The following is a 21,009-nucleotide window of genomic DNA, read 5'->3' as shown; positions in this document are numbered from 1 at the left end:
TCCCGGAGGAGCAATGTCCATCCGGCGCATGGAAACCGTCCGAGACGTACGTCCGCTTGCGTATGAGCGCTTCTTCGAGACCTCCGGCGACCTGCTCTGCGTGCTGGATCGAGAGGGGCGCTTCGTGCAGGCCAACCGGGCGTTTCGCGACGTGCTCGGGTACGTGGAGGAGGCGCTCGTCGGGCAGCCGTTCGCCGCGATCGTGCACCCCGAGGAGGCCGCCGAGGTGCGGGCGTTTTTCGAGGGCGGCGGGGAGGGGGACGCGACGCTCCGCATCACGAAGCGGCTTTTGCATCGCGATCTCAGCCCCCGAACGGTCTCCCTCTCGCTCCGGCGCGTGGCCGAGGACGCGGCGATCTACGGGACCGGGCGCCAGGTGTACGAGCACGAGAGCGCGGACGCGGGCCGAAGGCACGAGGACGTGCTCCAGAAGATGCAGGCGACGGCCCGGGTCGGCGGCTGGGAGGTCGACAATCGGACCGGGGACCTTTACTGGACCGAGGAGACCTACCGCATTCACGAGGTGCCGGCGGGGTTCCGGCCGATCCTCGAGACGGCCATCAATTTCTACACGCCCGAGGCGATCCCCGTCATCACGGCCGCGGTCGAGGGCTGCATGCGAGGGGAGGGGTACGACCTCGAGCTGCAGATCCTCACGGCGACGGGAAAACGTCTATGGGTGCGCGCCTCGGGCCATCCGGTCTTCGAGGACGGGAAGGTGATCCGGCTGATCGGTGCCTTCCAGGACATCGACGATTTCAAGCGTCGCGAGATCGAGCTGCAAGAGAAGCTCGCGATCATCGAGGAGCAACGCTCGGCCATTCACGCGATGTCGGCGCCGATCATCCAGGTATGGGACGGCGTGCTCGCGCTGCCGGTCGTGGGCATGCTCGACGAGGCGCGCGCGTCCGAGATCACCGGGCGCATGCTCTCCGCGGTGGTGTCGCAGGCGGCGAAATACGCGATCCTCGATCTGACCGGCGTGGAGAGCGTCGACGAGGCGACGGCCGATCACGTGGTGCGTATCATTCGCTCGATCCAGCTCCTCGGCGCGCAGAGCATCGTGACGGGCATCCGGCCGGCCGTGGCGCAGACCTTGATTTCGCTCGGAGCCGGGTTCGCCGGCGCGCGCACGGTCTCGAACCTCCGCGAGGCGATCAAGCTCTGCATGCGCGGGAAATGATTCACACCTCGGCTCGAAGGAGCCACGCCTCGTAGGCGGGTACGCCGAGGCCCGCGAGCGACGGGAGGATCACCGTGTCGATGCGGTGATGAAAGGCCTCGCTGCGGGCGCGCGCGGGCGCGAGGCCGAGGCCTGCGGGGAGCGAGGTCTCCTCCGCATCGGAATTGGATGCGCCGTGCGCGCGATCGTAGTGGGCGAACGTCTGCGCGAGGTCGGCCGCCAGCCATTCCTGCTCGTCGTCCGTGAGTCGCGGCAAGACGAGGCGCGCGAGCGCCCAGCCGAAGCGGTCGTGCAGGATCTCGTCGCGGAGCAGGATTCGCAGCACCGCCGCGATACAAGGGTTTTTCGCGTCGGCCAGGAGGACCCGCAGAATGGCGACCGAGGCCGACTCGCCGACGCAGAACATCGACGTCGTCCAGCGCGCCACGAAGAGGTGGGCGGGCAGGTCGCCGCGGTGGAGGCGGAGATCGTTTGGCTTCAAAGTGATGCCCGCGTGCCCACCGAGCGCGTCGGCCACGCGCGCGCAGAGCTCGGTGTGCCGGGCCTCGTCGGAGAGCAGGCGCGACGCCGCGGTCGTCACTTCGAGCGGCAAGCCCACCTCGCCGAACCGCGCGACGAGCTCGCCGAACACGATCATCGACCGGTACTCGGCGACCGTCCGCGCCGCCCACGCGCTCCGGGCGATCTCCACGGCTTCCGCGTCGAGATCGTCGGTGCTCAAACGATCCCAGGGCGGCACCTCGTAGCCGCGATCCAGCATGCGACGGTGGAGCGTGCCGAAGAGGCGCTCCGTCGTCCCGAGGGGAACCGGCGTTCGCATGGCGGGTCGAGTTTGTCGGGGTCAGCGCTGGTCGGGCGCCGTGTTGATCGTCTGGCCGGGATCGGGCGGGTGGAGCTTGGCTCCGCCGTCCGAGGGCTTCGGTGTGTTGACGTGGTGGGGCGTCGGGCCTGGCCCCGTCGTCGTGTCGGGCGGCGGCTGCTCGGGCTGCGTCGTCGGGGCCGGCTCGTTGATCGTGGGCCGCGGTTCGGGCGGCCGCTCGTTGATCGTCTCCTCGGGCGGCCTCCGATCGTTGATGATCGGCTTCGCGCATCCGGCCGCCGTCGTGGTGAGGGCCGCTGCGGCCAGGAGTCGCGCCCGGATGCGTGCGAGGCGTGCCGGATCGATGGACATGATTCTCCGAGGCTACCTGCACGCAGCCCGGACGAGCAAGCCCGTTCCGGTGGTCATGCCGGCGTCCATGGCCGTATCCGGACCCTCGACGGTGACCTCGAGCGTGTCGCCTTCGACCCGCACGTGCACGCGGAGCGGCGCTTCGCGGTTCGCGCCGTGCTCCATGACTTCCGTGACCATGTCGATGACGGCCACGTTGGCCTCGGAGCCGATCTGCCGCGAGAAAAACATCTTCAGCAGGTCGAAGTGGAAATTGCCGACGAGCCCCGCCGCGTCTCCCGCGATGTGTTCGAGCGGGGCGATGGTCAGCGAGAAGGCGATGGCCGTCTGTTTGGGATTCCCCCCGGCCATGGAGAACGTCATTTTCCGGACCGTCATCGCTTCACCCCGCGGACTCTCATCCCGAGGTTACCATGCGCCCGGCGGCGCCGAGAAAAATCGACCTCGCCGTGCCACGCGACGGCGAAGCGAGCGCCGAGCGCGTGATCCTCAAGCCGCCTTCTTGCGGAGCGGCCCCTCCTTCTTTCCTTTTTCGAGATCCCGTTTTGCTTTCCGCCGCGTCCGCTCCTTGGCTTCGCCCGGCGCGGGCGGCGGTACGGCCACGCCGGCGCGGCGCGCCTTGGAGAGGCCGATCGCAATGGCCTGCCGGGGGTTCTTCACCCCGTGTTTGCCCTCCTTGACGTGCTCGATCTCCTCGCGGACGAACTCGCCGGCCTGCGTCGTGGGAGCTTTCCCCTCGCGCTGATCTTGCCGGGCTCGCTCGATGGTCTTTTTCTCGGGCATGGGGCGGCCTCCGCGTATCGACTGGGGCCCGCCGCCGCCGTCCGCAAGGCGCTCGCTGCTCACGTCGGGAATTGCGTGAAGACCTTCGCCACGATCGGGTGCGTCTCGGCACGCTCCGCGGCGGCGATGCAGCGAGGCGCGACCTCGCGGATCTTTTCGCGCCCGGGGCGCCAGCGGGAGATCATCGCCGCGTACACGTCGAGGATCGTCATCGACTCGCCCAGCAAATAGGTCCCGGGCGAGATCCCCTGCTCGATGACGCGCCAGCAATCGAGCGTCCGCTGCACCGTCGCCGCCTTGAGCTCCTTTTGCGCGCCCTCGTCCTTCACCCACCGCGCGGGGAAATCGCCGACGGTGTACATGGGATAGATGCTCGACACGAAATAGACGAGCCAGCGCAGAAACACCGGCCTCTTCGGGTCACCGGGCGGCGGGGCGAGGTTCGTTTGCGGGTGTCGTTCGAGCAGCCAGAGGAGGATGGCCGCGCTCTCGGTGAGGACCGTGCCGTCCGAGAGCACGACGGTCGGCACTTGCGCGAGGGGGTTCAGCGCGCGCAGCTCGTCGAGCGCAGGGCCGGGCGTCCAGGGCTCGACCTCCCGGCGCTCATAGGTTTCTCCGAGGAGCTCACACGCGGCCTCGATCACCACCGAGCCACAACCCTTGCATCCGTGAATCGTCAGCATGGGCGCGTTGTCGCGCGGTTTGTCGAGCGATGCAAGCGCGGCAAGCGGCGAGAGCGTGCGCAGTGCCTTGACCTTGCTCGCGCGCGACACATGCTCGCGACTCGCTCCCGCGGGAGGGAAGGAGGACCCCTTTGGATCTGGATCCGATATTCTTGCAGCGCGCGCTCGAGCTTCGTTCCAACGCGACCGGTTATCATCTGGGGCGAGAGCTCGAAGCCTGGGCGAGGCCGCGCGTCGTCCTGGAATTGCCGGGCGACGAGATCGACGTCCTTTCCTTCGCGCGCGCCGGGCGCTGCGAGGCGACGTATCGCGAGGACATCCACAACGACATCGGCCTGCACTGGGCCAAGCGCGGCCGGCTCGAGCACGAGCAGGGGACCTCATGGCTCCGGGTCACCTGGGAGGGGCACGCGCTCGAAGTGGTCAAATTGTCCTATTCGCACGGATATTCTCGCGAGGTATCTCATTTCATCGTGGCGGAGCACATCGACACGGCGCGCGCGTTCGCGACGGCCCTGGCCGATTTCTGCGCGCTCCCCCCGGACGCGATGCTCGTGTTCTCGAACGGGTGCTGGAGCCGGGATCGGTCCGGTTTCGCGGCGATCCAGCACGCCCGCGCCGAGGACCTCGTCTTCGCGCCGGGGTTTTTCGAACGCATCCTCGGCGACGCACGCCATTTCGTCTCGAGCCGCGAGACCTATGCGAAATACGGCCTCGCGTACAAGCGAGGGTTGCTCTTCGCCGGGCCCCCTGGAAACGGAAAAACGGCTTGCATCCGCGTGCTCTTGCGCGAGCTCGGGCTGCCTTGCCTCGTCGTCCGGAGCTTCCAGTCACGGTATGGCGAGGTCGAGCAGAACGTCGCGAGCGTGTTCTCCAAGGCCAAGCGGGCCGCGCCATGCGCGCTCGTGCTCGAGGATCTCGACGTCCTCGTCCGCGGCACGGCCCTGTCCGCGCTGCTCAACGAGCTCGACGGCCTCGGCGGCGATACCGGGATCTTGACGCTCGCGACGAGCAATCACCCCGAGCAACTCGACCCGGCCCTCGTCGACCGTCCGAGCCGCTTCGATCGCGTCTATCGCTTCGAATCTCCGGCGCCGGCCGAGCGACGCCGTTATTTCGAGCGGTGGAACGAGCGACTCGAGGCCGATCTGCGCCTCGACGCCGCGATCATCGCCGATCTCGTGGAGCGCACGGGGGATCTGTCGTTTGCGTTCCTGCAGGAGCTCATCGTCAGCGCGATGGTCCGATGGGTGGCCGAGCCACACCGCCACCCCATGCCCGAGCTCCTCCGCAGCGAGCTCGATTCGCTCCTCGCGCAGCGCCGCACGGCCGCGGCGTCGCCGTCTCCGCCGCAGCGTAGCGAGCCTTAAGGGCTACACTTCCAGACCTCGTTCAGGTCCTTGGCGAGGGAGTACAGGGCCACGTTGGCGTGCTCGTAAAACCCGTTCGCGTACGGGTTCGGGCAACCCGCCATTCGTTTGGCCTTGCTCACCTGATCCGGCACCTCGCTGTGCCAGAACCAGAGCTGGTAGATAGGAATGAAGATCTTCCACGGCTTGAAGTTCTCGTCCTGCGTGTAGGCCTGCAGCTCGCTCAGCATGGCCCACGCGACGTAGATGCCGTAGAAGCAAAAGAAGCTGAAAATGAGGACCATCGTCGGGTCGCGCGTCGTGCCCTTCGGGCCGACCGCCCCGCCGTACCCCACGGGCGCCATGCCGAACTGGGCCGGGACGACGTAGTTGCCGAACCCTTGCGGAGGCCCCCATCCCTGCTGCTGCTGCTGCTGCGGTGGTGCTCCCCATCCTTGTTGCTGCGCGCCGGGATACCCCTGCTGCGCGCCGGGATACCCCTGCTGCGCGCCGGGATACCCTTGCGGCGCGCCCCATCCCGGGGGCGGAGCAAGGCGATTGCCGCACTTGATGCACGCGGGCGCGCCGTCGTCGTTCGGCGTACCACAGGTCGGACAGAACACGCGAAAGCCTCCTCGGTCCAGGCCACGCAGGCGGCGCGGACGCCGGAGAGCGTACCGGGGAAGCGCGCGGTTCACAAGCGGGAGATGGCCCTGGCCACGCGGGTCTGGTCAGCTACCCGGAGGAGGTCGTTCGTTCATGAAACACTTGCACGGAAAGCCGCGCGCCTTCGCCTTCGTCGGGCTCGTCGGGAGCCTCGCGTTCGGCGCGGGCTGCGCGGACGAGCCCACCCCGCGCTCCACGGCCGCCCCCGCGGCGGCGTACGAGGTCGTGCCGCAATGGCTGAAGCCGCCGGCCGGACAGACCCTCGGCGAGGCCGTCGGGATCGGCGTGGACTCGCACAACCACGTCTTCGTCTTCCATCGCGCGGATCGGGGCTGGGGCAACGAAGAGATCATCGACAAACCCACGATCTGGATGGTCGAGGCCGATTCGGGCGAGGTGCTCGCCTCGTGGGGGGAAAACGTCTTCCTCGTGCCGCACGGGCTCGGCGTGGACAAGAACGATCACGTCTGGGTGACCGACGTCGGCCTCGATCAGATCCTCGAGTTCACCCACGACGGCGCGCTCCTCCAGACCATCGGAAGGGGGCACGAATGAGGCCCCGCGAGCGCTCCGTGCGCCCTTGGTTTTGCGTGCTCCTGCCGGCGCTGCTCGTCGCGTGCGGCGCCCCGCCCGACGAGTTCGGCAAACCCACCGACGTGTTTCTCGCGCCGAACGGCGAGCTTTACGTTTCGGATGGGTACGAGAACACCCGCGTGGCGCGGTTCGACGTGCACGGCATGTTCCTCGACGCGTGGGGGGATCCGGGCGGCGAGCCGGGGCATTTCGACATCCCGCACGGCATCGCGTCCGACGGAAAGGATCGGCTCTACGTCGCGGATCGCGGCAATGCGCGGCTGCAGATCTTCGACCTCGAAGGCACGCTGCTCGACGTCTGGAGCGGGCCCGAGATCGGACGGCCGTGGGGCGTCGAGGTGGCCCCGAACGGGCACGTCTTCGTGATCGACGGCGGCGACCAGCTCGAAGAGGCGCCGTCGGGGCGCGCGCTCGAGCTCGATCGTGACGGCAAGGTGATCACGAACTGGGGCCGCTTCGGCCACGAGGAGGGGCAGTTCGACACGGGACACGATATCACCGTCGGGCCGGACGGCAGCGTGTACGTGGTCGAGCAGGTGGGGCGACGCGTGCAGAAGTTTCGCCCGAAAATGTGATGCCCTGCCTCCTGCGGGCGCCTCTTTCCCCGCGGTCCGGGCCTTGGTAGATTCACCCCTGTGACCCTGCGCGTCCTGCTTTTGTTCTCCGTGACGGGCCTGCTGACCGGCTGTGGGGCGGCTCCTTCCCCGCCGTCCACGCCTCCGCCCCCCGCGCCCGACGCGGCTCCGGACAAGGGCCGCATGGTGATCATCCACGGCGCCGGCAATGGCCAGGATTCCGAGAAGATCACCTCGCACGAAGAAAGGTGCGCGAAAAACGACCTCGCGAGCTGCCATGCGCTCGGGCTCGCCCTGATGACGCCGAAGGACAAGGCGGGGGAGAACAACAAGCGCGCGTTCGCGGCCTTCGAGAAGGGGTGTCAGGGCGGGTATGCGGCGAGCTGCAACGGCCTCGGGGTGATGTACATGCAGGGAATGGGGGCGACGCGCGATGTGGTGCGCGCGATGGAGCTTTACAAGAAAGCCTGCGAGGGCGAGGTGAGCACCGCGTGCCTGCACGTGGCCATGGCGTACGAGGCGGGGCGCGACGTCGCGGCGGATGGGCCGGCGGCGATCCGTTATTACGAGAGCGCGTGCGCCCTCGGCGCGTCGCAAGGCTGCCAGACGGCGGCGAAGGCGTTCGCGGCGGGGGACAGGGTCACGCGGGATCCGGAGAAGGCGCGCAAGCTGTACGACCGCGGCTGCCAGGAAGGCGACGAGGAGGCGTGCACGGAGCGCGACAAACTCGGGGTGGGGCAAGGGCATGGATCGAGGTAAATCGCGCGAAGCGCCGCCGGGAAACGACGACATGAAGGACACCGCGGAGACGGCGGACCTTCATCCTTTCTCGCCGGGAATCGTCATCGCCGGCAAATTCGCGCTCCGGCAGCGCGTCGCCTCCGGCGCGATGGGCAGCGTGTTCGAGGCCTGGGACCTCTTCGTCGAGCGCAAGGTGGCGGTGAAGCTCATGCACCCGCACCTCGGTCGGCTCCCCGAGCTCGTCGCGCGATTTCGGCGCGAAGCGCAGGCCGCCGCGCGAATCCAGCATCCCAACGTGGTCACGGTGCACGAGGTCGGGCGGCGCCGCGACGGGTCGTTTTACATCGTCCACGAGCTCCTCTCCGGTCGCACGCTCCGGGAGCACGCCCAGAAAAACGGACCGCTCTCGCCCGAGGAGGCGCTCGCGATCGTCGTGCCCATTGCCGGGGGCCTCGCGGCCGCGCATGCGTGCGGGATCGTCCACCGGGACGTGAAGCCGGAGAACATCGTGCTCTGCCACGCGCCGAACGGCGAGCTCGTGCCCAAGATCATCGATTTCGGCGTGGCCAAGGTGAACGACGCCGAGATGCTCACGGGCGCGGGGGTGCTCATGGGCACCCCGCATTACATGTCGCCCGAGCAAGCCGGCGGCGATCCCGTCGATGCGCAGAGCGACGTCTGGGCGCTCGGCGTCGTGCTCTACGAGCTCCTCGCAGGCGCCTTGCCCTTCGAGGGACATTCCACGGAGGCGGTCATCTACAAGATCCTCACCGCCACGCCGCCGCGGATCGAATCGCTCGCGCCGAACGTCACGTCGCCCCTCGCCACGGCCATTCACCGGGCGCTCACGCTCGATCCGACAGCGCGCACGCCGGACATGGAGACGATGCGCGCCGAGCTCGCGAGGGCCGAGCTCCTCCTCAGGCACGCATCTCTCGCCGCAGAGCCGACGGTGGCCGCCAGCGCGCCCGCAGGCGTGGCGATCCCTCGGGACAACGTGATCATCCACGAGCTCGTCGGGGACTTCGACCCGCCCACGATTCGCCGCGAGGCCTCGCCCGAGGCGATGTCCATCGAGGACGACGAACCGACGCAGCAGCGCGAGAGGCCGCCCGAAAAGCCCGAATGGGAGTGGCAAGACGAGACGCCGGACCATGGACCGCGGGGCCTCGATCTCGTGGAAAACGCGGCCCGCGCCCTCGGCGTCAATGCCCTCGGGGACGCGCTCCGCTGGGCCACGCTCGCGCTCGGCGCGCTCGATGAGGGCAGCCCCAAGGTCGGCAGCGCGCTGCTCATCGCGGCCATCGCGAGCCATTGGCTCGGCCAGCAGAAAAAGGCGCTCGATTATGCCGAGCGGGCGCTCCGCCGGGCGACGCGGGGCGGCGCGGCGTGGCATGCGGCGTTTGGTCAGGTCGTCCTCGCGAGCGGCGAGCTCGGCCGGGAGGAGCGGCTTTCGGAGGCGACGACGGAGCTCGAACGCGCCGCGGGCAGGGAGGCCGAGCCGAGTGAATTTCCCATCGTCTCGGCCTGCCGCCTCGCCGCGCAATTCGCGCGTGTCGGGCGCTCGCAGCTCGCGCGGCGGCTCTTTCGAGATGCGTCGCGGCGCGCGGAGGCGCTTTCCGTGGGGCTCTCCTGTCGCGCGTGGCTCTCCGTCGCGGCCTCCGCGATCGCGGAGCTCGATGGCGACCTGGCCGCGTCGGCCCGCTCCCTTCATTTCGCTGCCGAACATTTCACGTCGGTCAGCGACGTGCGGTGCGCTTGCCTCTCGCGCGCCGAGATGGGCGGGTTGCTCCTCCGGCTCGGCGCATTCCGCCACGCGGAGGCGGCGTTCGAGGAGACGCTCGCGACGGCCGCGCCCATGAAGCTCCATTTCGTCGCGACGGCGAGGATCCACCACGCCCGCGCGCTCGCGGCCCTCGGGCGCGCCCCCGAGGCCATCGACGAGATCGAGGCCGTGCTCGAGGAGCGTCGCAGCCTGGGGGATGCGCGGGGCGTGGCCCTCTCGTTGCTCCACCTCGCGCGGCTCCGCGGCGCGCGAGGCGAGACGGATCGAGCGCTCGCGCTGGCGAAGGAGGCGGATCAAAGGGGCGAGGACCCGCGGCTTCGAGCCCCCATTCTCGCCGTGATGGCGGAGCACCTCCTCGCGCGTGGTTTGTCGGAGATCGCGCTCGAGCTCGCAGCGCAGGCCGTCGATCTCGTGAAAGCCCTCGAGTCCCCGGGCGAGCTCGAGCCTTTCGTGCGGACCATCCATGCCTTTGCGCTCGCCCGTGCCGGCCGCGACGTCGCCGCGCGACGCGCGATCGCGGAGGCCCGCGGGTCTCTGCTCGCCCGCGCGTCTTGCATCGAGGACGAGAGCTTCCGGACGAGCTTCCTCCGCGCGGTGCCGGACCACGCGAAGCTCTTGCATCACGCGGAGCGCTGGCTCGGACCGGAGTGAGGTCTACACGAACGCGAACGATTCGAGGATCTCCCGTGCCGTCTGCTCGACCGCGGAGAGCGTCGCCTTCGCGCGTGGATTCTCTTTGGAGACGCACAGAAATGCGATCACGTGCGCAAAACGGCGGCCGTCGTCGGAGACATACGTCGCGCTGTACGCCGCGCCGTTGATTCCGGGGTTTTTCAGATCGCTGATGAAGCCTTGCGCGTTCCCTGGCAACCGGAGGGGTTGGCGCGGCACGAGAAGGCCCATCGGGCCGTCGAGCGGAGCGCTCATTTTCGCCACGGCCGCGTCTCGCTCCTGGGCGATTTCCTCGGCGGAGCCCTCTTTGACGGTCACGGAGAGCGTGAGCGCGCAGGAGATCCCGCCGACCTGCGAGAAATAATCCTTCACCGAGGATTTTTGCTCGCTTTCCTGATCCGCTTGTCGCAGAAACCACGTCGCCGGATAGGTCAACGCGAATCCGTCGTGCGTGACGCGTTTCGGGTGGGAAAGGTCGATGAAATCGTCGTACGAGCTCGGGCCGTCGGCTTCCGGGTCGTTCAGGCCGAACGAGGTCACCGTGATCGGGTTGCGGTGGCCATCGACCGACAGGCACGCGACGCCCGTGAGCATGACGCGCGGGTGGATGTCGTGATGTTTCTTGTAGCCGGGACCGTCCGTGACGAGCAGGTGCGCTCGCTCGATTTCGCACGGATAATGCACGGCGCGAGGTTCCGTTTGCAGGCTCTCCGCGGCGGAGGGCCATCGTCGGACAAAGAGGAGGTTCATCGCCAGCGAGGACGTCATCAGGGGATCCTCGCGCATCCTCGTCATGGGATCGACCTGCTCCGGAGGCGCGCGAACGTACTCCTGCCGGACCGGCGTGGGGTCTGGCTCATCCGGCGGGGCAGCGGGGTCCGAACGGAACCAGACCGTGCCCTCGCCTGCGCGGGCCTTGAAATCCCCCTGGATGATCCAGGCTCCGTCCTCAGTTTGTCCGAGGAGCCTGAGCCCGAGCCCAAGCCAGAAGCCATCCTCGCGCTCCATGTAATACGTCACGTACTGGCCCGCCCTCCAGGGCGGGTGAATGAGCTCGGGCTTCGAGGCACCACGCTTGCGGAACCAGTCGAACATGGGTCGCACCCCCTCCTCGCGGAATCCCCGGGACGAATCGCGCCGAACATAGTCGAACTCACTCTCCGACGCCACAGGGATCACGAGGGAGTCTTGCACTCCAATCCCTGCTCCCGTAGAGTCGGGGGCGCGGAGCGCGGGAGCGGGACAATTCGCATGAAAAAGACCGTAGCGAAAAAGATGCCGGCAAACACGGCGGCACCGAAAAAAACGACGGCGAAAGCGGCTCCCGCGGGGGACGCGCCCATCGTCGCTTTCGAGCACCCGCGCGCGTGGTCGACGTGGCTCGCCTCGAACCACGCCTCGTCGCGCGGCGTGTGGCTCAAGCTCGCGAAGAAGGCGTCCGGCGTCGCGTCGGTCACCTATCCGGAGGCGGTCGACGTCGCGCTCGTGTGGGGCTGGATCGACGGGCAGAAGAAGAGCTTCGACGAGGCGGCGTGGCTCCAGAAATTCACGCCGCGCTCTCCGAAGAGCATCTGGTCGAAGATCAATCGGGAGAAGGCGCTTTCCCTCATCGCTTCCGGCGAGATGCAGCCGCCGGGCCTCGCGGAGGTCGAGCGCGCAAAACGAGACGGCCGCTGGGACGACGCGTACGACTCGCCGAGCCGCGCCACCGTGCCCTCCGATCTATCGGACGCCCTCGCGAAAAACCCCCGAGCCGCCGCGTTCTTCGCCACGCTCAACGCGACGAACCGATACGCCGTCCTGTTCCGCATCCAGACCGCGAAGAAGCCCGAGACGCGTGAGCGGCGCATCACGCAATTCGTCGAGATGCTGGCGAACCACGAAAAGGTCCACCCCTGATCCATTACAACTGAAAGTTGTCCTTGCACGCACGGCGCTGTTCGAGGTTCGTGCACATGAACTTGCTCGGCGTGCGGATGTGCGCGCACTCCTCGTCCGTGTTCGGCCGGGCCCAGGGGTGCCGGACGTAATGGCCCACGGAGACCTGGCCGTTCTGGATCGGTACATCCACGACCGTCAGGCGGCCGAGGTCGACGCAGCAATTGCTGTCGCAGACGCCCGTGAGCACGAGGTGGCCGGGCTGGTCCGAGACGACGAGCGCGCTCACGAGGCCCCGCTCTTCCATGATTCGCGTCGAGTAATAGATATTTTCGTCCGTGTGCTCGGCGAGGGGCTCGGTCGTGATCCGGGAAGCCTCGATGCCGCGCGCCACGAGCAGATCCCGTAGCGTGTCCGCCTCGGTCCATTCGTTATGGACTGCGCCGCCGGTCGTGATGAACGTGTCCCCATAACCGGCGTCCTTCAAGGCGACGGCGATGTCGGCGCGCGCGATCTGGCACGCCGACGGCGTGCCCGTGTCGTCGTTCGGGCAGCCGAGGACGACGACCACGTCGTGCCGCGTGGTGATGCAAGCGGAGGCGAGGGGCTGCGGGCCGTTCGGCTGATTCGGATATTCGCCCGGATACGCGTCGATCATGGAAACGATGGGGCAGAGGGCCACGGGCGAGGCGCCTTCGGGCAAGGGCGGCACGGACGGCGGGGACGGCCCGGGATCGGCGTCGCAGGCGAGAGACAGGCTCAGCGAGGCGAAGAGGAGCGCGGGTCGCTTCATGAATCAGGCATAGCGCGATTTCACCGGGACCGCTTGCGGCGCGACCGGAACGCCAGAAGCGCCGGCGCGGCGAGGAGGAGCCACGCGCCTTGCGCGGCGCCGTTCGTCGTCGAGAATGAGCATCCCGTGTCGTTGTTCACCGGATGGACGTTCACGGGCTCGCCGCCGCTGCCGCCGCTGCCATTGCCGCCGCTGCCGCCGCTTCCGCCGGCGCCCGTGGAAGAACCCGCGCCCGCGTCGTCGGGGAGGCCTGCGTCCATCTCCACCGGCGCGGGCGGCACGTACGTGCTCCCCGCGGAGACGATCGTCACGACGAACCGGAGCTTCGTGGGCGTGTACAGCGCGGCCGTCTCCGCGCCGACGTTGTCCGCCGAGGGTTTTCCGTTCTGCGTATCCTTCAGGATGAGCGCAATTTTGCCCGAACCGAGGCTCCAATCGACGGACGTGCCGGGCGGCGACCAGAAATCGGAGAACTTCGTCTCCCAGTCGTACACGCCCACGGTCGTGTAGGCCGGCGCCTGCCCGACGCACGCATACGTCGGCTGCGCCTCGAAGCAGGCCTGGAAGCGCGTGGGCGTCTCCGTCGGCTTCGTGGAGACCTCGAGGTGCATGTGGGCCGTGCCCGTCGTGTAATCGATCGGGCTCTTCCAGTTCGAGGGCGTGCCGGCGCGCGGCTCGACGCGGTAATGGGAGTCCGGCATGTCGGCCGTGTGCTCGTACGTCTCGTCGACCACGACGAACTGCTCGGCCGACGCGAGCGAGCTCCAGCACGACACGAGCATCGCGGTCGAAAGGAAAACACTCGCGCGCCGAGGCGCGCTCGAAGTCAAGACAACGCTTCTGCTGTGCATGATTCGAGGCTATCCGATCTGTCTACGGGCGTCGAGCAGGAGCGAGCTCGTCGATTCACGCACGTAGAGCGGAAAAATCTTTTGGGCTCAGAGGTCCGGCGCGAGCGCGCGGGTCAACGTGGCGGCGTCGATCTCGGCGAGCGCGCTCGTGTTTTGACCGGCCCAAAGCGGGGAGAAATCACTGCTGCCCTCCTGCTCGGCCCGGGCGCGTAACGGCGCGACGGCGGCGACCGCCCACGGGAACGGCGGCGCGGCCGGGCTCATGGGGCCGAGCTCGCGCATGAGCCGATTCACGATTCCGCGCGCGGGCCTCCCCGAAAACAGGTTCGTGAGGGCCGTGTGGTGGCGGGCGGGGCTCTTCAATGCGGCTCGATGCACGGCGCTCGTGTCGGCCTCGGGGCAGAGGAGGTATGCGGTCCCGATTTGCGCGCCGGCCGCGCCGAGCGCCATCGCCGCACGGACGCCGCGCGCATCGGCGATTCCGCCTGCCGCGATCACCGGGACCTTCACCGCGTCGACGATCTGCGGCACGAGCGCGAACGTGCCCATCTGGTCGTCGAGGTCGTCGCGGAGGAAGTGGCCGCGGTGCCCGCCCGCTTCGAGTCCCTGGGCGATGATCGCGTCCGCGCCGTGGGCTTCGAGCCAGCGCGCCTCTTCCACGGTCGTGGCCGACGAGAGGACCTTCCCGCCCCAACCTTTGACCCGGGCCAGCAAATCGGCCGCCGGCAGTCCGAAATGGAAGCTGACCACGGGCGGCGCGAATTCGGCGACGACATCGGCGACGTCGTGCGTGAACGGCGCGCGTCCGGCGCCCGCGGGGACGAGGTTCGCGTCGAGCCCGAGCTCTGCGTAATACGGCGCGAGTCGTTCCCGGAAGCGGGCCTCGTCCGCGGGGCCCGGCGTGACCTCGGCGTGGCAGAAAAAGTTCACGTTGAAAGGCCGGCTCGTCCCGCTGCGGAGGGCCGCGAGCTCGCGGCGCAAGGCGTCGGGGCCGAGCGTCGCGCACGGGAGGGAGCCGAGCCCGCCCGCATTCGAGACCGCGAGGGCGAGTCGGCTCCCCTGGACGCCGGCCATGGGCGCCTGGACGATGTCGTGCTCGATTCCCAACCAATCGCGAAGCCGCATGGATTCCCTCCTCGATCTCCCCTCAGCCCTTGGGCTCCTCGGGCGTGCAGACCTGTAGCGCTTCGAGCGGCTTCGGGTCGGGCCGTTTCTTCGGCGCGTCCCCGCGCTCGCAATCGTCCGGCGTGTAGCCGAAATGGTTGAGACAAACCACGTATCGGGCGTCGCACTGCGGCTCGCCCGAGAGGAAGCAGCCGAGGTGGACCCGCGCGCAATAGCTGCAGGAGTACCGCAGGGCGAGGGCGCGGCGCTCGGCCTCGTAGCGCTCCTTTTGCGCTTCGAGCGCGTCCTCGGTGATCGGCGCGCTGAAGAGCTGGGCGCGCCACGTGCCTTTCGTCGTGTCCCGGGGGGTCACGCGGAGGACGATGCGCCCGTCTTCCTGGGGGCAAAAAGGTGTGATCGCCGAAATCTCACGGTAGACCGGGACCCAGATGCCGCCGCTATCATAAAAATTCGCCTCCACGGCGGCCTCGGCGTCGATCGAGCCGTCGACGTCGTAGCTGCCTCGAAAGACGAGCCCGTAACAGCGGCCGCGATGCACGGGGATGCGCAGGACCGCGGGGCTCTCAGCCTTCCGGTCGAGCGGCATGCCCTCGGGCGAGAGCGTGCCGACGAGGCGGCCGAGGCGCTCGCGGATGTTCGCCTCCTCCTCCTGGAGGTAAAGCGACATCGGGCAATCCGACGGCGAAAAACCCGACGCGCACGTGCCCGGGTAGGGCCCGTGGCGGTCTTTGGGGACGCATTTGTTCGTCGCCTGGCAAAAGCCGCAGTATCCCCAGTTGTTGCACACGCCGCACTGCGTGATCTTCCCGCACTTGTCCGCGGCCTGCGCGTGCTCTTTGGGCGTCGGATCGGTGCCCGGAGGTCGCGGGGGCGTGGGCGCGAGCGAGGGCGGCGGTCCCGAAGGCGGCGCCTCGAACGGGCTCGCGCCTCGGAACGCGCCCGAAGGCGTATCGTTCGCGGGCGCCGCGCTCGGGGGGCTCGCGGCGACGCGTGGGCCCGCCGCGGATTCGGGGGCGCTGCTCTGTGCCACGCGCGGCGACGTGGTCGGCGCGCTCGCGGCCTTTGGCTGCTCGGGATGCGGCGCGCTCGCGCATGCGGCGACGAGGGCCGTCAGGGTGAGGAAGGCGAGGGGGCGCGCGGTGGGATTGACGGGCATGGGCGTGACGACTGCGGCTCGATGGTAGGCCGAGGTTGGTTGCTCGGGAAGCCTCCCGGCGGGGCAGATTCGTTCGAGGCGATCGCCCTACATCGATCCCTCTAGGCGCCCGCGCGCCGAGCAGGTACCGTATCCCCGCGCCTCGACCTCCGAGTCGCTCCACACGCTCGATCTCGCTTCTGACATGACCTCCAAGCAACCCCAAGGCGGCACAGCACAGGCGGACCGAGCGGCCCAAGAGCGCGCACGCGGCATGATCGATCGCGTGATCTCGGACCGGTACCGCATCCGCGAGCTCATCGCGATGGGCGGGATGGGCGCGGTCTACCGCGGCGAGCACCTGCTGCTGAAGAAGCGCATCGCGATCAAGATCCTTCATCCGGAGACGGAAAACCTCCCGGAGCTCGTCAAGCGTTTCGAGCGGGAGGCGATCGCCGGCGCGCACATCCAGCACCCGAACGTCGCGAGCGCGACCGATTTCGGCAAGCTGCCCGACGGGAGCTACTTCCTCGTCCTCGAGTACGTCAAGGGCAAGACGCTCAATCAGCTCTTGCAAGACGGCCCGCTTTCGCCGCGCCGCGCCGCGCGCCTGACGCGGCAGCTCGCCTCGGCCCTCGACGCGATCCATCGCCTCGACATCGTCCATCGCGATCTCAAGCCGCGCAACATCATGATCGTCGATGGCCCGGCCGATATCGTGAAGATCATCGACCTCGGCCTCGCGAAGGTGAAGGTCAACGAGCTCTCCGCGGGCGACCGCGAGCGGCAGGACTCGCGCGCCTCGATCGGCGACGAGGACGAGTACGGCACCCTGACCGTCGCCGGCACGATCTTCGGGACGATCGCGTATCTCTCGCCCGAGGCCGCCGACGGCATGGACGCGGTCGACGCGCGCAGCGATCTGTATGCGCTCGGCCTGATGTTCTACGAGATGCTCTCGGGCAAACACCCGTTCACGGCCGTGAACCCCGTCGAGCTCTTCATGCAGCACCGCTTCCAGCCGCCCCCGGCGATCTCCGAGCGCTGCCCGGGCGTGACGGTGCCCGAGCCGCTCGAAGCGGTCGCGCGGAAGCTGCTCGAAAAGCAGCCGGCCAATCGATATCAGACGGGGCTCGAGCTCGCGGCGGCGATCGACGAAGCATTGCGGGAGATCGGGCCTCCGGCCGAGGGCGAGGAGGACGTGCCTCCGATGAGCGAGAGCTACGAGGGCGAGGCGAGCATGCGCGCTTCGGTCCCCTCGATGCGGCCGCCGCCCGTGCAGTCGCAAAGGCCACCCGCGCCGTCGCAAAGGTCGGCCGCGTCGACGTTGGCTTCGGAAGGCATAGCCGCACCGGTCTCGAAGCCGCCGCCGTCCATGGCGAAGCCCATTCTGCCATTGGCGATGCCGCTCGCCGACGAACCGATTCCGGAGAAGAAGGCAGCCGAGGCGCCGGTCGTCGACGAGATCGAGCTCACGGAGGCGCCGGCGCCGGCGGCTCCGAAAAAGAAGTCGAAGACGGGCGCCGTGCTTACCGTGGTTGTGGGCGTGGCGCTCGGTTGCGGCGCGGCGTATGCGGCCGTCGTGATGCAAAAGCGGAATGGGCCGACGACGACGGTCGCGCCGCAAACGACGACGACGGCGACGGCCGCGCCCAAGCCGCCCGCGCCCGCGGCCACGCCGGCGCCGTCCGCGGCCGCCCCCGCGGCGTCGGCGTCGGCCGCGCCCGAGCCTGCGACGTCTGCCGCGGCTCCTCCGGCGTCCACGATGTCGGCGGAGGACATCGACGCCGCGAAGAAAAAATTCAAGGATGCATTTCGGTTCCAGGACTGGAGGGGCGCGAGCCGCGTCGTGATCGACCTCGGCAAAGGCGCGCCCGAGGCGTTCAAGGATCGCGAGTTCTCGCAGCTCGTGCAGGGCCTCGCGATTCAGCTCTCGCGGGAGAACGCGGACGCGGACCTGCTCCAGCTCTTCGCCGACGACCTCGGCGAGGTCGGCCTCGACATGCTGTACGCGTTCGTCGAGGGACAAGGCAAGGCGCCGATCGCCGTGGCCGCGACGAAGCTCTTGCAGGACGAGAAGCGGCTCGCCAAGGCGTCGCCGGCGATGCGCATCGCGTTCGACCTCCGGAATGCCGCGTGCGTGGAAAAACTCAACCTGCTCGACCGCGCGCAGAAGGACGGCGACTTCCGCGCGCGCCTCGTGCTGGAGACGCTCGGGCGCGCGTGCTTCCCTCAGAATCCGAACGTGGAGAAGGTCATTTACGACCTGCGGACGCGGTTCCCGAAGCGGTGACCGTCACTTGTCGCCGCTGACGAGCAGCTCCGGGTCGATCCGGACCTCGAAGAAATTCATGCGCCAATCGAGGTGCGCCCCGTTCGTGCGGCCGGTCATCCCCACGCGCGCGACCGTCTGACCCTGTTTGACCTCGTCCCCCACCTTGGCGGCGAAGCCGTTCAGGTGGATGAAGGTCGAGGTCAAACCCTGTCCGTGGTCGATGATGAGCGTGTCGCCGCTGAGCGGCAGGTTTTTCTCGGCGAACACCACCGTGCCGCAGGCCGGCGCGCGCACCGGCGTGCCCACGGGCACCGCGATATCGACGCCCCAGTGGATCCCGCCGTCCGTGCCATTGAGCAGCCGCGGCTGCCCGTACCTGGAGGTGACCTTGCCCTTCGAGGGCCAGATGAACGCCTCCTTGAAGCAGGTCTTTTTCGTGTACTTCTTGCGGATCGCGTCGAGCTTTTGCTCGGCCTGCGTGAGCTTGACCCGCGTGGGCATGTCGAGCTCGACCATGTCCTTCGGCAGGTTGTCGATCTTGTCGGTCTCGAACGTGCGTTGTTCCACGTCGAAGACACGTTCGAGCACCTGACCGTCCTCGAACGTGATGGTGATCTTCTCCTGCTTCGGGGCGTTGCGACCGAACGCGATCAAGAAATCGCCCTCGTCGCTGACGACGGCCCGGTGCCCGGGGAAGTTCATTTTGCGCAGTTTGCCGTCGAGCTTCGCGCGGAGGAGCCCGCCCTGCACGGCGCTCCTGTCGAGCGTGAGGCGGCTCGGATCCGCGAGCGGGGCGGCATCCGCGGCGCCCGCGTCGGGAGGTTCGGCGCTCGCCGCGGCCGGGGCCGCGGAAGGGGCCGCGCTCGCGCTCGGTGTGGGCGCCGGAGCGGCGACGGACGGGGCCGTCCAGGTGACCGGCGGAGCCGAGCTAGGCGGCGCAGCCGAGGAATCTGCGGGCGATCCCGAAGGACCACCGCGCTCGCATGCCGTGAGCGTGAGGGTGCAGGCGAGGAGAGCGGTGACGCGCATGAGGGCATCGTACGAGAGCGCGTCAACCAGCACGAGACGAGAGCACGACGCCTGCGCCATGTCGTCCGGGGCGTCATGGTACGAGGAGATGAAAAATCCTCAATCGTGGTGAAACCGCTGCCGTGAGCGTTCGCGCGCTTTCTCCGCCTCGATGTCGCGATCCCGCGGCTCCGCCGTCGTGGTGAGCGATTGCATGAGCACGCGCGCGACGGCGGCGACGTCCTCCACGGCCTTGTCGAACGCCGCCTCGTTGGCGCGCGACGGCTTGTTGAAGCCGCTCAGCTTGCGCACGAACTGCAGCGATGCGGCGCGGATCTCCTCCTCGGTGGCGGGGGGCTCGAAGTTGAACAGGGTCTTGATGTTCCGGCACATGGGGCACTCCTTGGGTCAATCCGTGCGGGCCGAGGCGCGGGCGCAGGCGGCGGCGCGTTCGAGCAGGAACGCGCGCTCGCGGGTGTTTTTCGTGAGGGACGCGGCGCGCTCGAACTCCACGCGCGCCTCGGCGTCGCGGCCGAGCTTGACCAGGAGGTCGCCGCGGACGCTCGGCAAGAGGTGGTAGCTCGCGAGCGAGGGCTCCGAGACGAGCGCGTCGACGAGCAAGAGCCCCGCGGCCGGGCCAAACGCCATCGAAAACGCGACCGCGCGGTTCAGCTCGACCACGGGCGAGGCCGTGACCTCGACGAGCGCCGTGTACAGCGCCGCGATGCGCTTCCAGTCCGTCTCCTCCGCGGTCCGCGCGCGCGCGTGGCAAGCGGCGATCGCGGCCTGGAGCGCGTACGGGCCCACGGCGCCCCCGAGCGCCTCGGCGCGCGCGAGCGCCGTGAGGCCGCGGCGAATCAGCAGGTGGTCCCAGCGCGCGCGGTTCTGATCGAGCAGCAGGATCGGCTCTCCCGACGGCCCGACCCTCGCCCGCGCGCGTGACGCCTGGATCTCCATGAGCGCGACGAGCCCGTGGATCTCCGGCTCCTTCGGGAGCAGCTCGGCGAGGATGCGGCCGAGGCGGAGCGCGTCCTCGCAGAGCGCGGGCCGCATCCAGTCGTCCCCCGCCGTCGCCGAATACCCCTCGTTGAAGATCAGGTAAATCACCTGGAGCACCGACGACAAACGGGCCGCGAGCTCCTCGCCGCGCGGGACTTCGAACGGGACCTTCGCTTCCGCGAGCGTGCGTTTGGCGCGGACGATGCGCTGGGCCACGGTCGGCTCCGGGACCAGGAACGCGCGCGCGATCTCCTCCGTCGTCAATCCGCCGAGCAAGCGGAGCGTGAGCGCGACGCGCGCCTCGGTCGACAGCACCGGATGACAGGCCGTGAACACGAGGCGCAGGAGGTCGTCGCCCACGTCCTCGTCGATCGCCGCTTCGAGGTCGGGCGCGGCGTGCTGCTGCTCGGCCTCGATCGCGTGGCCGATCTCCTCGTGTTTGCGCTCGATCCGCTTGCTCCGGCGCGCATGGTCGATCGCGCGGTGCTTCGCGGTGGCCATGAGCCAGGCGCCCGGGTTGTCCGGGATGCCCGATTCTGGCCACCGCTCGAGCGCGGTGACGAGCGCGTCCTGCGCGAGCTCCTCGGCGAGGCCGACGTCGCGCACGATGCGCGCGAGCCCGGCGATGAGCTTGGCCGACTCGATCCGGAAGACTGCGTCGATCGCTCGATGCGTAGCGGAGGCCGTCACGGCCCCCGATCAGAGCATCTTCCTCCGCGGGCGCAAGGGTTGGTCGACGCTT

At 68.8% G+C, this 21,009-nt stretch carries 21 protein-coding genes and 1 pseudogene; 8 read left to right on the top strand and 14 right to left on the bottom strand.

What is annotated here, in order from left to right; translation table 11 throughout:
- Nucleotides 1-28 precede the first annotated feature (28 nt).
- Nucleotides 29-1,183, top strand: coding sequence for a PAS domain S-box protein (locus tag QHF85_RS01995; RefSeq protein WP_281325297.1), 1,155 nt, complete (start codon nt 29-31; stop codon nt 1,181-1,183).
- 1 nt (nt 1,184) lies between these two features.
- Here QHF85_RS01995 and QHF85_RS01990 read toward each other — a convergent pair whose 3' ends face one another.
- The 5 genes and pseudogenes from QHF85_RS01990 to QHF85_RS01970 all read right to left on the bottom strand — a co-directional run bounded on the left by QHF85_RS01990 (nt 1,185) and on the right by QHF85_RS01970 (nt 3,910).
- A complete protein-coding gene (locus tag QHF85_RS01990) occupies nt 1,185-2,003 on the bottom strand; it encodes a hypothetical protein (protein ID WP_281325296.1) in 819 nt (272 codons plus the stop codon).
- A 21-nt stretch (nt 2,004-2,024) separates the two neighbouring features.
- Complete coding sequence (locus QHF85_RS01985; RefSeq protein WP_281325295.1) at nt 2,025-2,354, bottom strand: hypothetical protein; 330 nt, start codon at nt 2,352-2,354, stop codon at nt 2,025-2,027.
- Nucleotides 2,355-2,366: 12 nt separating this feature from the next.
- Nucleotides 2,367-2,732: a hypothetical protein gene (locus QHF85_RS01980; protein WP_281325294.1), complete on the bottom strand. Its 366-nt coding sequence runs from the start codon at nt 2,730-2,732 to the stop codon at nt 2,367-2,369.
- Nucleotides 2,733-2,873: 141 nt separating this feature from the next.
- Nucleotides 2,874-3,137, bottom strand: a pseudogene (locus QHF85_RS01975) (DUF6496 domain-containing protein); the annotation flags it as partial.
- A 59-nt stretch (nt 3,138-3,196) separates the two neighbouring features.
- On the bottom strand, nt 3,197-3,910 hold the full coding sequence (locus QHF85_RS01970; protein WP_281325292.1) for a glutathione S-transferase family protein: 714 nt from the start codon (nt 3,908-3,910) through the stop codon (nt 3,197-3,199).
- Between the two features lie 41 nt (nt 3,911-3,951).
- On the opposite strand from QHF85_RS01970, the gene QHF85_RS01965 reads away from it, so the two are divergent.
- Nucleotides 3,952-5,190 carry an ATP-binding protein gene (locus tag QHF85_RS01965; protein ID WP_281325291.1) on the top strand — a complete coding sequence of 413 codons (1,239 nt, stop codon included), beginning with the start codon at nt 3,952-3,954 and terminating at the stop codon, nt 5,188-5,190.
- Here the strand turns inward: QHF85_RS01965 and QHF85_RS01960 are convergent.
- Nucleotides 5,187-5,792, bottom strand: coding sequence for a zinc ribbon domain-containing protein (locus QHF85_RS01960; RefSeq protein ID WP_281325290.1), 606 nt, complete (start codon nt 5,790-5,792; stop codon nt 5,187-5,189). The two genes, QHF85_RS01965 and QHF85_RS01960, sit on opposite strands and share 4 nt — an antisense overlap.
- Before the next feature lie 136 nt (nt 5,793-5,928).
- Between QHF85_RS01960 and QHF85_RS01955 the strand changes: the two genes are divergently transcribed.
- From QHF85_RS01955 to QHF85_RS01940, 4 genes are read left to right on the top strand one after another with little or no spacing between them, the layout of a single operon-like run.
- Nucleotides 5,929-6,390 (top strand): hypothetical protein, encoded by a 462-nt coding sequence (locus QHF85_RS01955; RefSeq protein ID WP_281325289.1) that lies wholly within the window; start codon nt 5,929-5,931, stop codon nt 6,388-6,390.
- Between the two features lie 17 nt (nt 6,391-6,407).
- Nucleotides 6,408-7,004, top strand: coding sequence for a hypothetical protein (locus tag QHF85_RS01950; protein ID WP_281325288.1), 597 nt, complete (start codon nt 6,408-6,410; stop codon nt 7,002-7,004).
- 60 nt (nt 7,005-7,064) lie between these two features.
- On the top strand, nt 7,065-7,763 hold the full coding sequence (locus tag QHF85_RS01945; RefSeq protein ID WP_281325287.1) for a tetratricopeptide repeat protein: 699 nt from the start codon (nt 7,065-7,067) through the stop codon (nt 7,761-7,763).
- Nucleotides 7,750-10,182, top strand: coding sequence for a serine/threonine-protein kinase (locus tag QHF85_RS01940; RefSeq protein WP_281325286.1), 2,433 nt, complete (start codon nt 7,750-7,752; stop codon nt 10,180-10,182). The genes QHF85_RS01945 and QHF85_RS01940 overlap by 14 nt, the downstream gene beginning before the upstream one ends.
- A 3-nt stretch (nt 10,183-10,185) precedes the next feature.
- On the opposite strand, the gene QHF85_RS01935 is transcribed toward QHF85_RS01940, so the two are convergent.
- Nucleotides 10,186-11,298 carry a hypothetical protein gene (locus QHF85_RS01935; protein ID WP_281325285.1) on the bottom strand — a complete coding sequence of 371 codons (1,113 nt, stop codon included), beginning with the start codon at nt 11,296-11,298 and terminating at the stop codon, nt 10,186-10,188.
- A gap of 156 nt (nt 11,299-11,454) precedes the next feature.
- Here QHF85_RS01935 and QHF85_RS01930 point away from each other — a divergent pair, with 156 nt between their 5' ends.
- Complete coding sequence (locus tag QHF85_RS01930) at nt 11,455-12,102, top strand: YdeI/OmpD-associated family protein (protein ID WP_281325284.1); 648 nt, start codon at nt 11,455-11,457, stop codon at nt 12,100-12,102.
- A gap of 4 nt (nt 12,103-12,106) precedes the next feature.
- Here QHF85_RS01930 and QHF85_RS01925 read toward each other — a convergent pair whose 3' ends face one another.
- From QHF85_RS01925 to QHF85_RS01910, 4 genes are all read right to left on the bottom strand, one after another.
- Nucleotides 12,107-12,874: a YdcF family protein gene (locus QHF85_RS01925; protein WP_281325283.1), complete on the bottom strand. Its 768-nt coding sequence runs from the start codon at nt 12,872-12,874 to the stop codon at nt 12,107-12,109.
- Nucleotides 12,875-12,894: 20 nt separating this feature from the next.
- On the bottom strand, nt 12,895-13,656 hold the full coding sequence (locus QHF85_RS01920; protein WP_281325282.1) for a hypothetical protein: 762 nt from the start codon (nt 13,654-13,656) through the stop codon (nt 12,895-12,897).
- Between the two features lie 156 nt (nt 13,657-13,812).
- A complete protein-coding gene (locus QHF85_RS01915) occupies nt 13,813-14,850 on the bottom strand; it encodes a nitronate monooxygenase (RefSeq protein WP_281325281.1) in 1,038 nt (345 codons plus the stop codon).
- A gap of 22 nt (nt 14,851-14,872) precedes the next feature.
- The gene (locus tag QHF85_RS01910; protein WP_281325280.1) at nt 14,873-16,006 is read right to left on the bottom strand and encodes a hypothetical protein; all 1,134 of its coding nucleotides are present in this window, start codon (nt 16,004-16,006) and stop codon (nt 14,873-14,875) included.
- Nucleotides 16,007-16,190: 184 nt separating this feature from the next.
- Between QHF85_RS01910 and QHF85_RS01905 the strand changes: the two genes are divergently transcribed.
- Nucleotides 16,191-18,278 (top strand): serine/threonine-protein kinase, encoded by a 2,088-nt coding sequence (locus tag QHF85_RS01905; RefSeq protein WP_281325279.1) that lies wholly within the window; start codon nt 16,191-16,193, stop codon nt 18,276-18,278.
- Between the two features lie 3 nt (nt 18,279-18,281).
- On the opposite strand, the gene QHF85_RS01900 is transcribed toward QHF85_RS01905, so the two are convergent.
- From QHF85_RS01900 to QHF85_RS01890, 3 genes are all read right to left on the bottom strand, one after another.
- Nucleotides 18,282-19,289: a M23 family metallopeptidase gene (locus QHF85_RS01900; protein ID WP_281325278.1), complete on the bottom strand. Its 1,008-nt coding sequence runs from the start codon at nt 19,287-19,289 to the stop codon at nt 18,282-18,284.
- A 99-nt stretch (nt 19,290-19,388) separates the two neighbouring features.
- The gene (locus QHF85_RS01895; protein WP_281325277.1) at nt 19,389-19,661 is read right to left on the bottom strand and encodes a DUF2277 domain-containing protein; all 273 of its coding nucleotides are present in this window, start codon (nt 19,659-19,661) and stop codon (nt 19,389-19,391) included.
- A gap of 15 nt (nt 19,662-19,676) precedes the next feature.
- On the bottom strand, nt 19,677-20,957 hold the full coding sequence (locus tag QHF85_RS01890) for an RNA polymerase sigma factor (protein WP_281325276.1): 1,281 nt from the start codon (nt 20,955-20,957) through the stop codon (nt 19,677-19,679).
- Between the last annotated feature and the right edge of the window lie 52 nt (nt 20,958-21,009).

It is taken from the genome of Polyangium sp. 6x1 (assembly GCF_029946515.1).
Taxonomy (GTDB): Bacteria; Myxococcota_A; Polyangia; order Polyangiales; family Polyangiaceae; genus Polyangium.
Note: the sequence above shows the minus strand (reverse complement) of the source record. Positions and strands in the feature narration are given on the sequence as shown.

What these genes read in the sequence shown, in the direction of transcription:
- QHF85_RS01985 (WP_281325295.1), bottom strand. Translation starts at nt 2,354, where the DNA reads ATGTCCATCGATCCGGCACGCCTCGCACGCATCCGGGCGCGACTCCTG.
- QHF85_RS01900 (WP_281325278.1), bottom strand. Translation starts at nt 19,289, where the DNA reads ATGCGCGTCACCGCTCTCCTCGCCTGCACCCTCACGCTCACGGCATGC.
- QHF85_RS01905 (WP_281325279.1), top strand. Translation starts at nt 16,191, where the DNA reads ATGACCTCCAAGCAACCCCAAGGCGGCACAGCACAGGCGGACCGAGCG.
- QHF85_RS01955 (WP_281325289.1), top strand. Translation starts at nt 5,929, where the DNA reads ATGAAACACTTGCACGGAAAGCCGCGCGCCTTCGCCTTCGTCGGGCTC.
- QHF85_RS01990 (WP_281325296.1), bottom strand. Translation starts at nt 2,003, where the DNA reads ATGCGAACGCCGGTTCCCCTCGGGACGACGGAGCGCCTCTTCGGCACG.
- QHF85_RS01935 (WP_281325285.1), bottom strand. Translation starts at nt 11,298, where the DNA reads ATGTTCGACTGGTTCCGCAAGCGTGGTGCCTCGAAGCCCGAGCTCATT.
- QHF85_RS01915 (WP_281325281.1), bottom strand. Translation starts at nt 14,850, where the DNA reads ATGCGGCTTCGCGATTGGTTGGGAATCGAGCACGACATCGTCCAGGCG.
- QHF85_RS01980 (WP_281325294.1), bottom strand. Translation starts at nt 2,732, where the DNA reads ATGACGGTCCGGAAAATGACGTTCTCCATGGCCGGGGGGAATCCCAAA.
- QHF85_RS01925 (WP_281325283.1), bottom strand. Translation starts at nt 12,874, where the DNA reads ATGAAGCGACCCGCGCTCCTCTTCGCCTCGCTGAGCCTGTCTCTCGCC.
- QHF85_RS01895 (WP_281325277.1), bottom strand. Translation starts at nt 19,661, where the DNA reads ATGTGCCGGAACATCAAGACCCTGTTCAACTTCGAGCCCCCCGCCACC.
- QHF85_RS01995 (WP_281325297.1), top strand. Translation starts at nt 29, where the DNA reads ATGGAAACCGTCCGAGACGTACGTCCGCTTGCGTATGAGCGCTTCTTC.
- QHF85_RS01930 (WP_281325284.1), top strand. Translation starts at nt 11,455, where the DNA reads ATGAAAAAGACCGTAGCGAAAAAGATGCCGGCAAACACGGCGGCACCG.
- QHF85_RS01910 (WP_281325280.1), bottom strand. Translation starts at nt 16,006, where the DNA reads ATGCCCGTCAATCCCACCGCGCGCCCCCTCGCCTTCCTCACCCTGACG.
- QHF85_RS01940 (WP_281325286.1), top strand. Translation starts at nt 7,750, where the DNA reads ATGGATCGAGGTAAATCGCGCGAAGCGCCGCCGGGAAACGACGACATG.
- QHF85_RS01920 (WP_281325282.1), bottom strand. Translation starts at nt 13,656, where the DNA reads ATGCTCGTGTCGTGCTGGAGCTCGCTCGCGTCGGCCGAGCAGTTCGTC.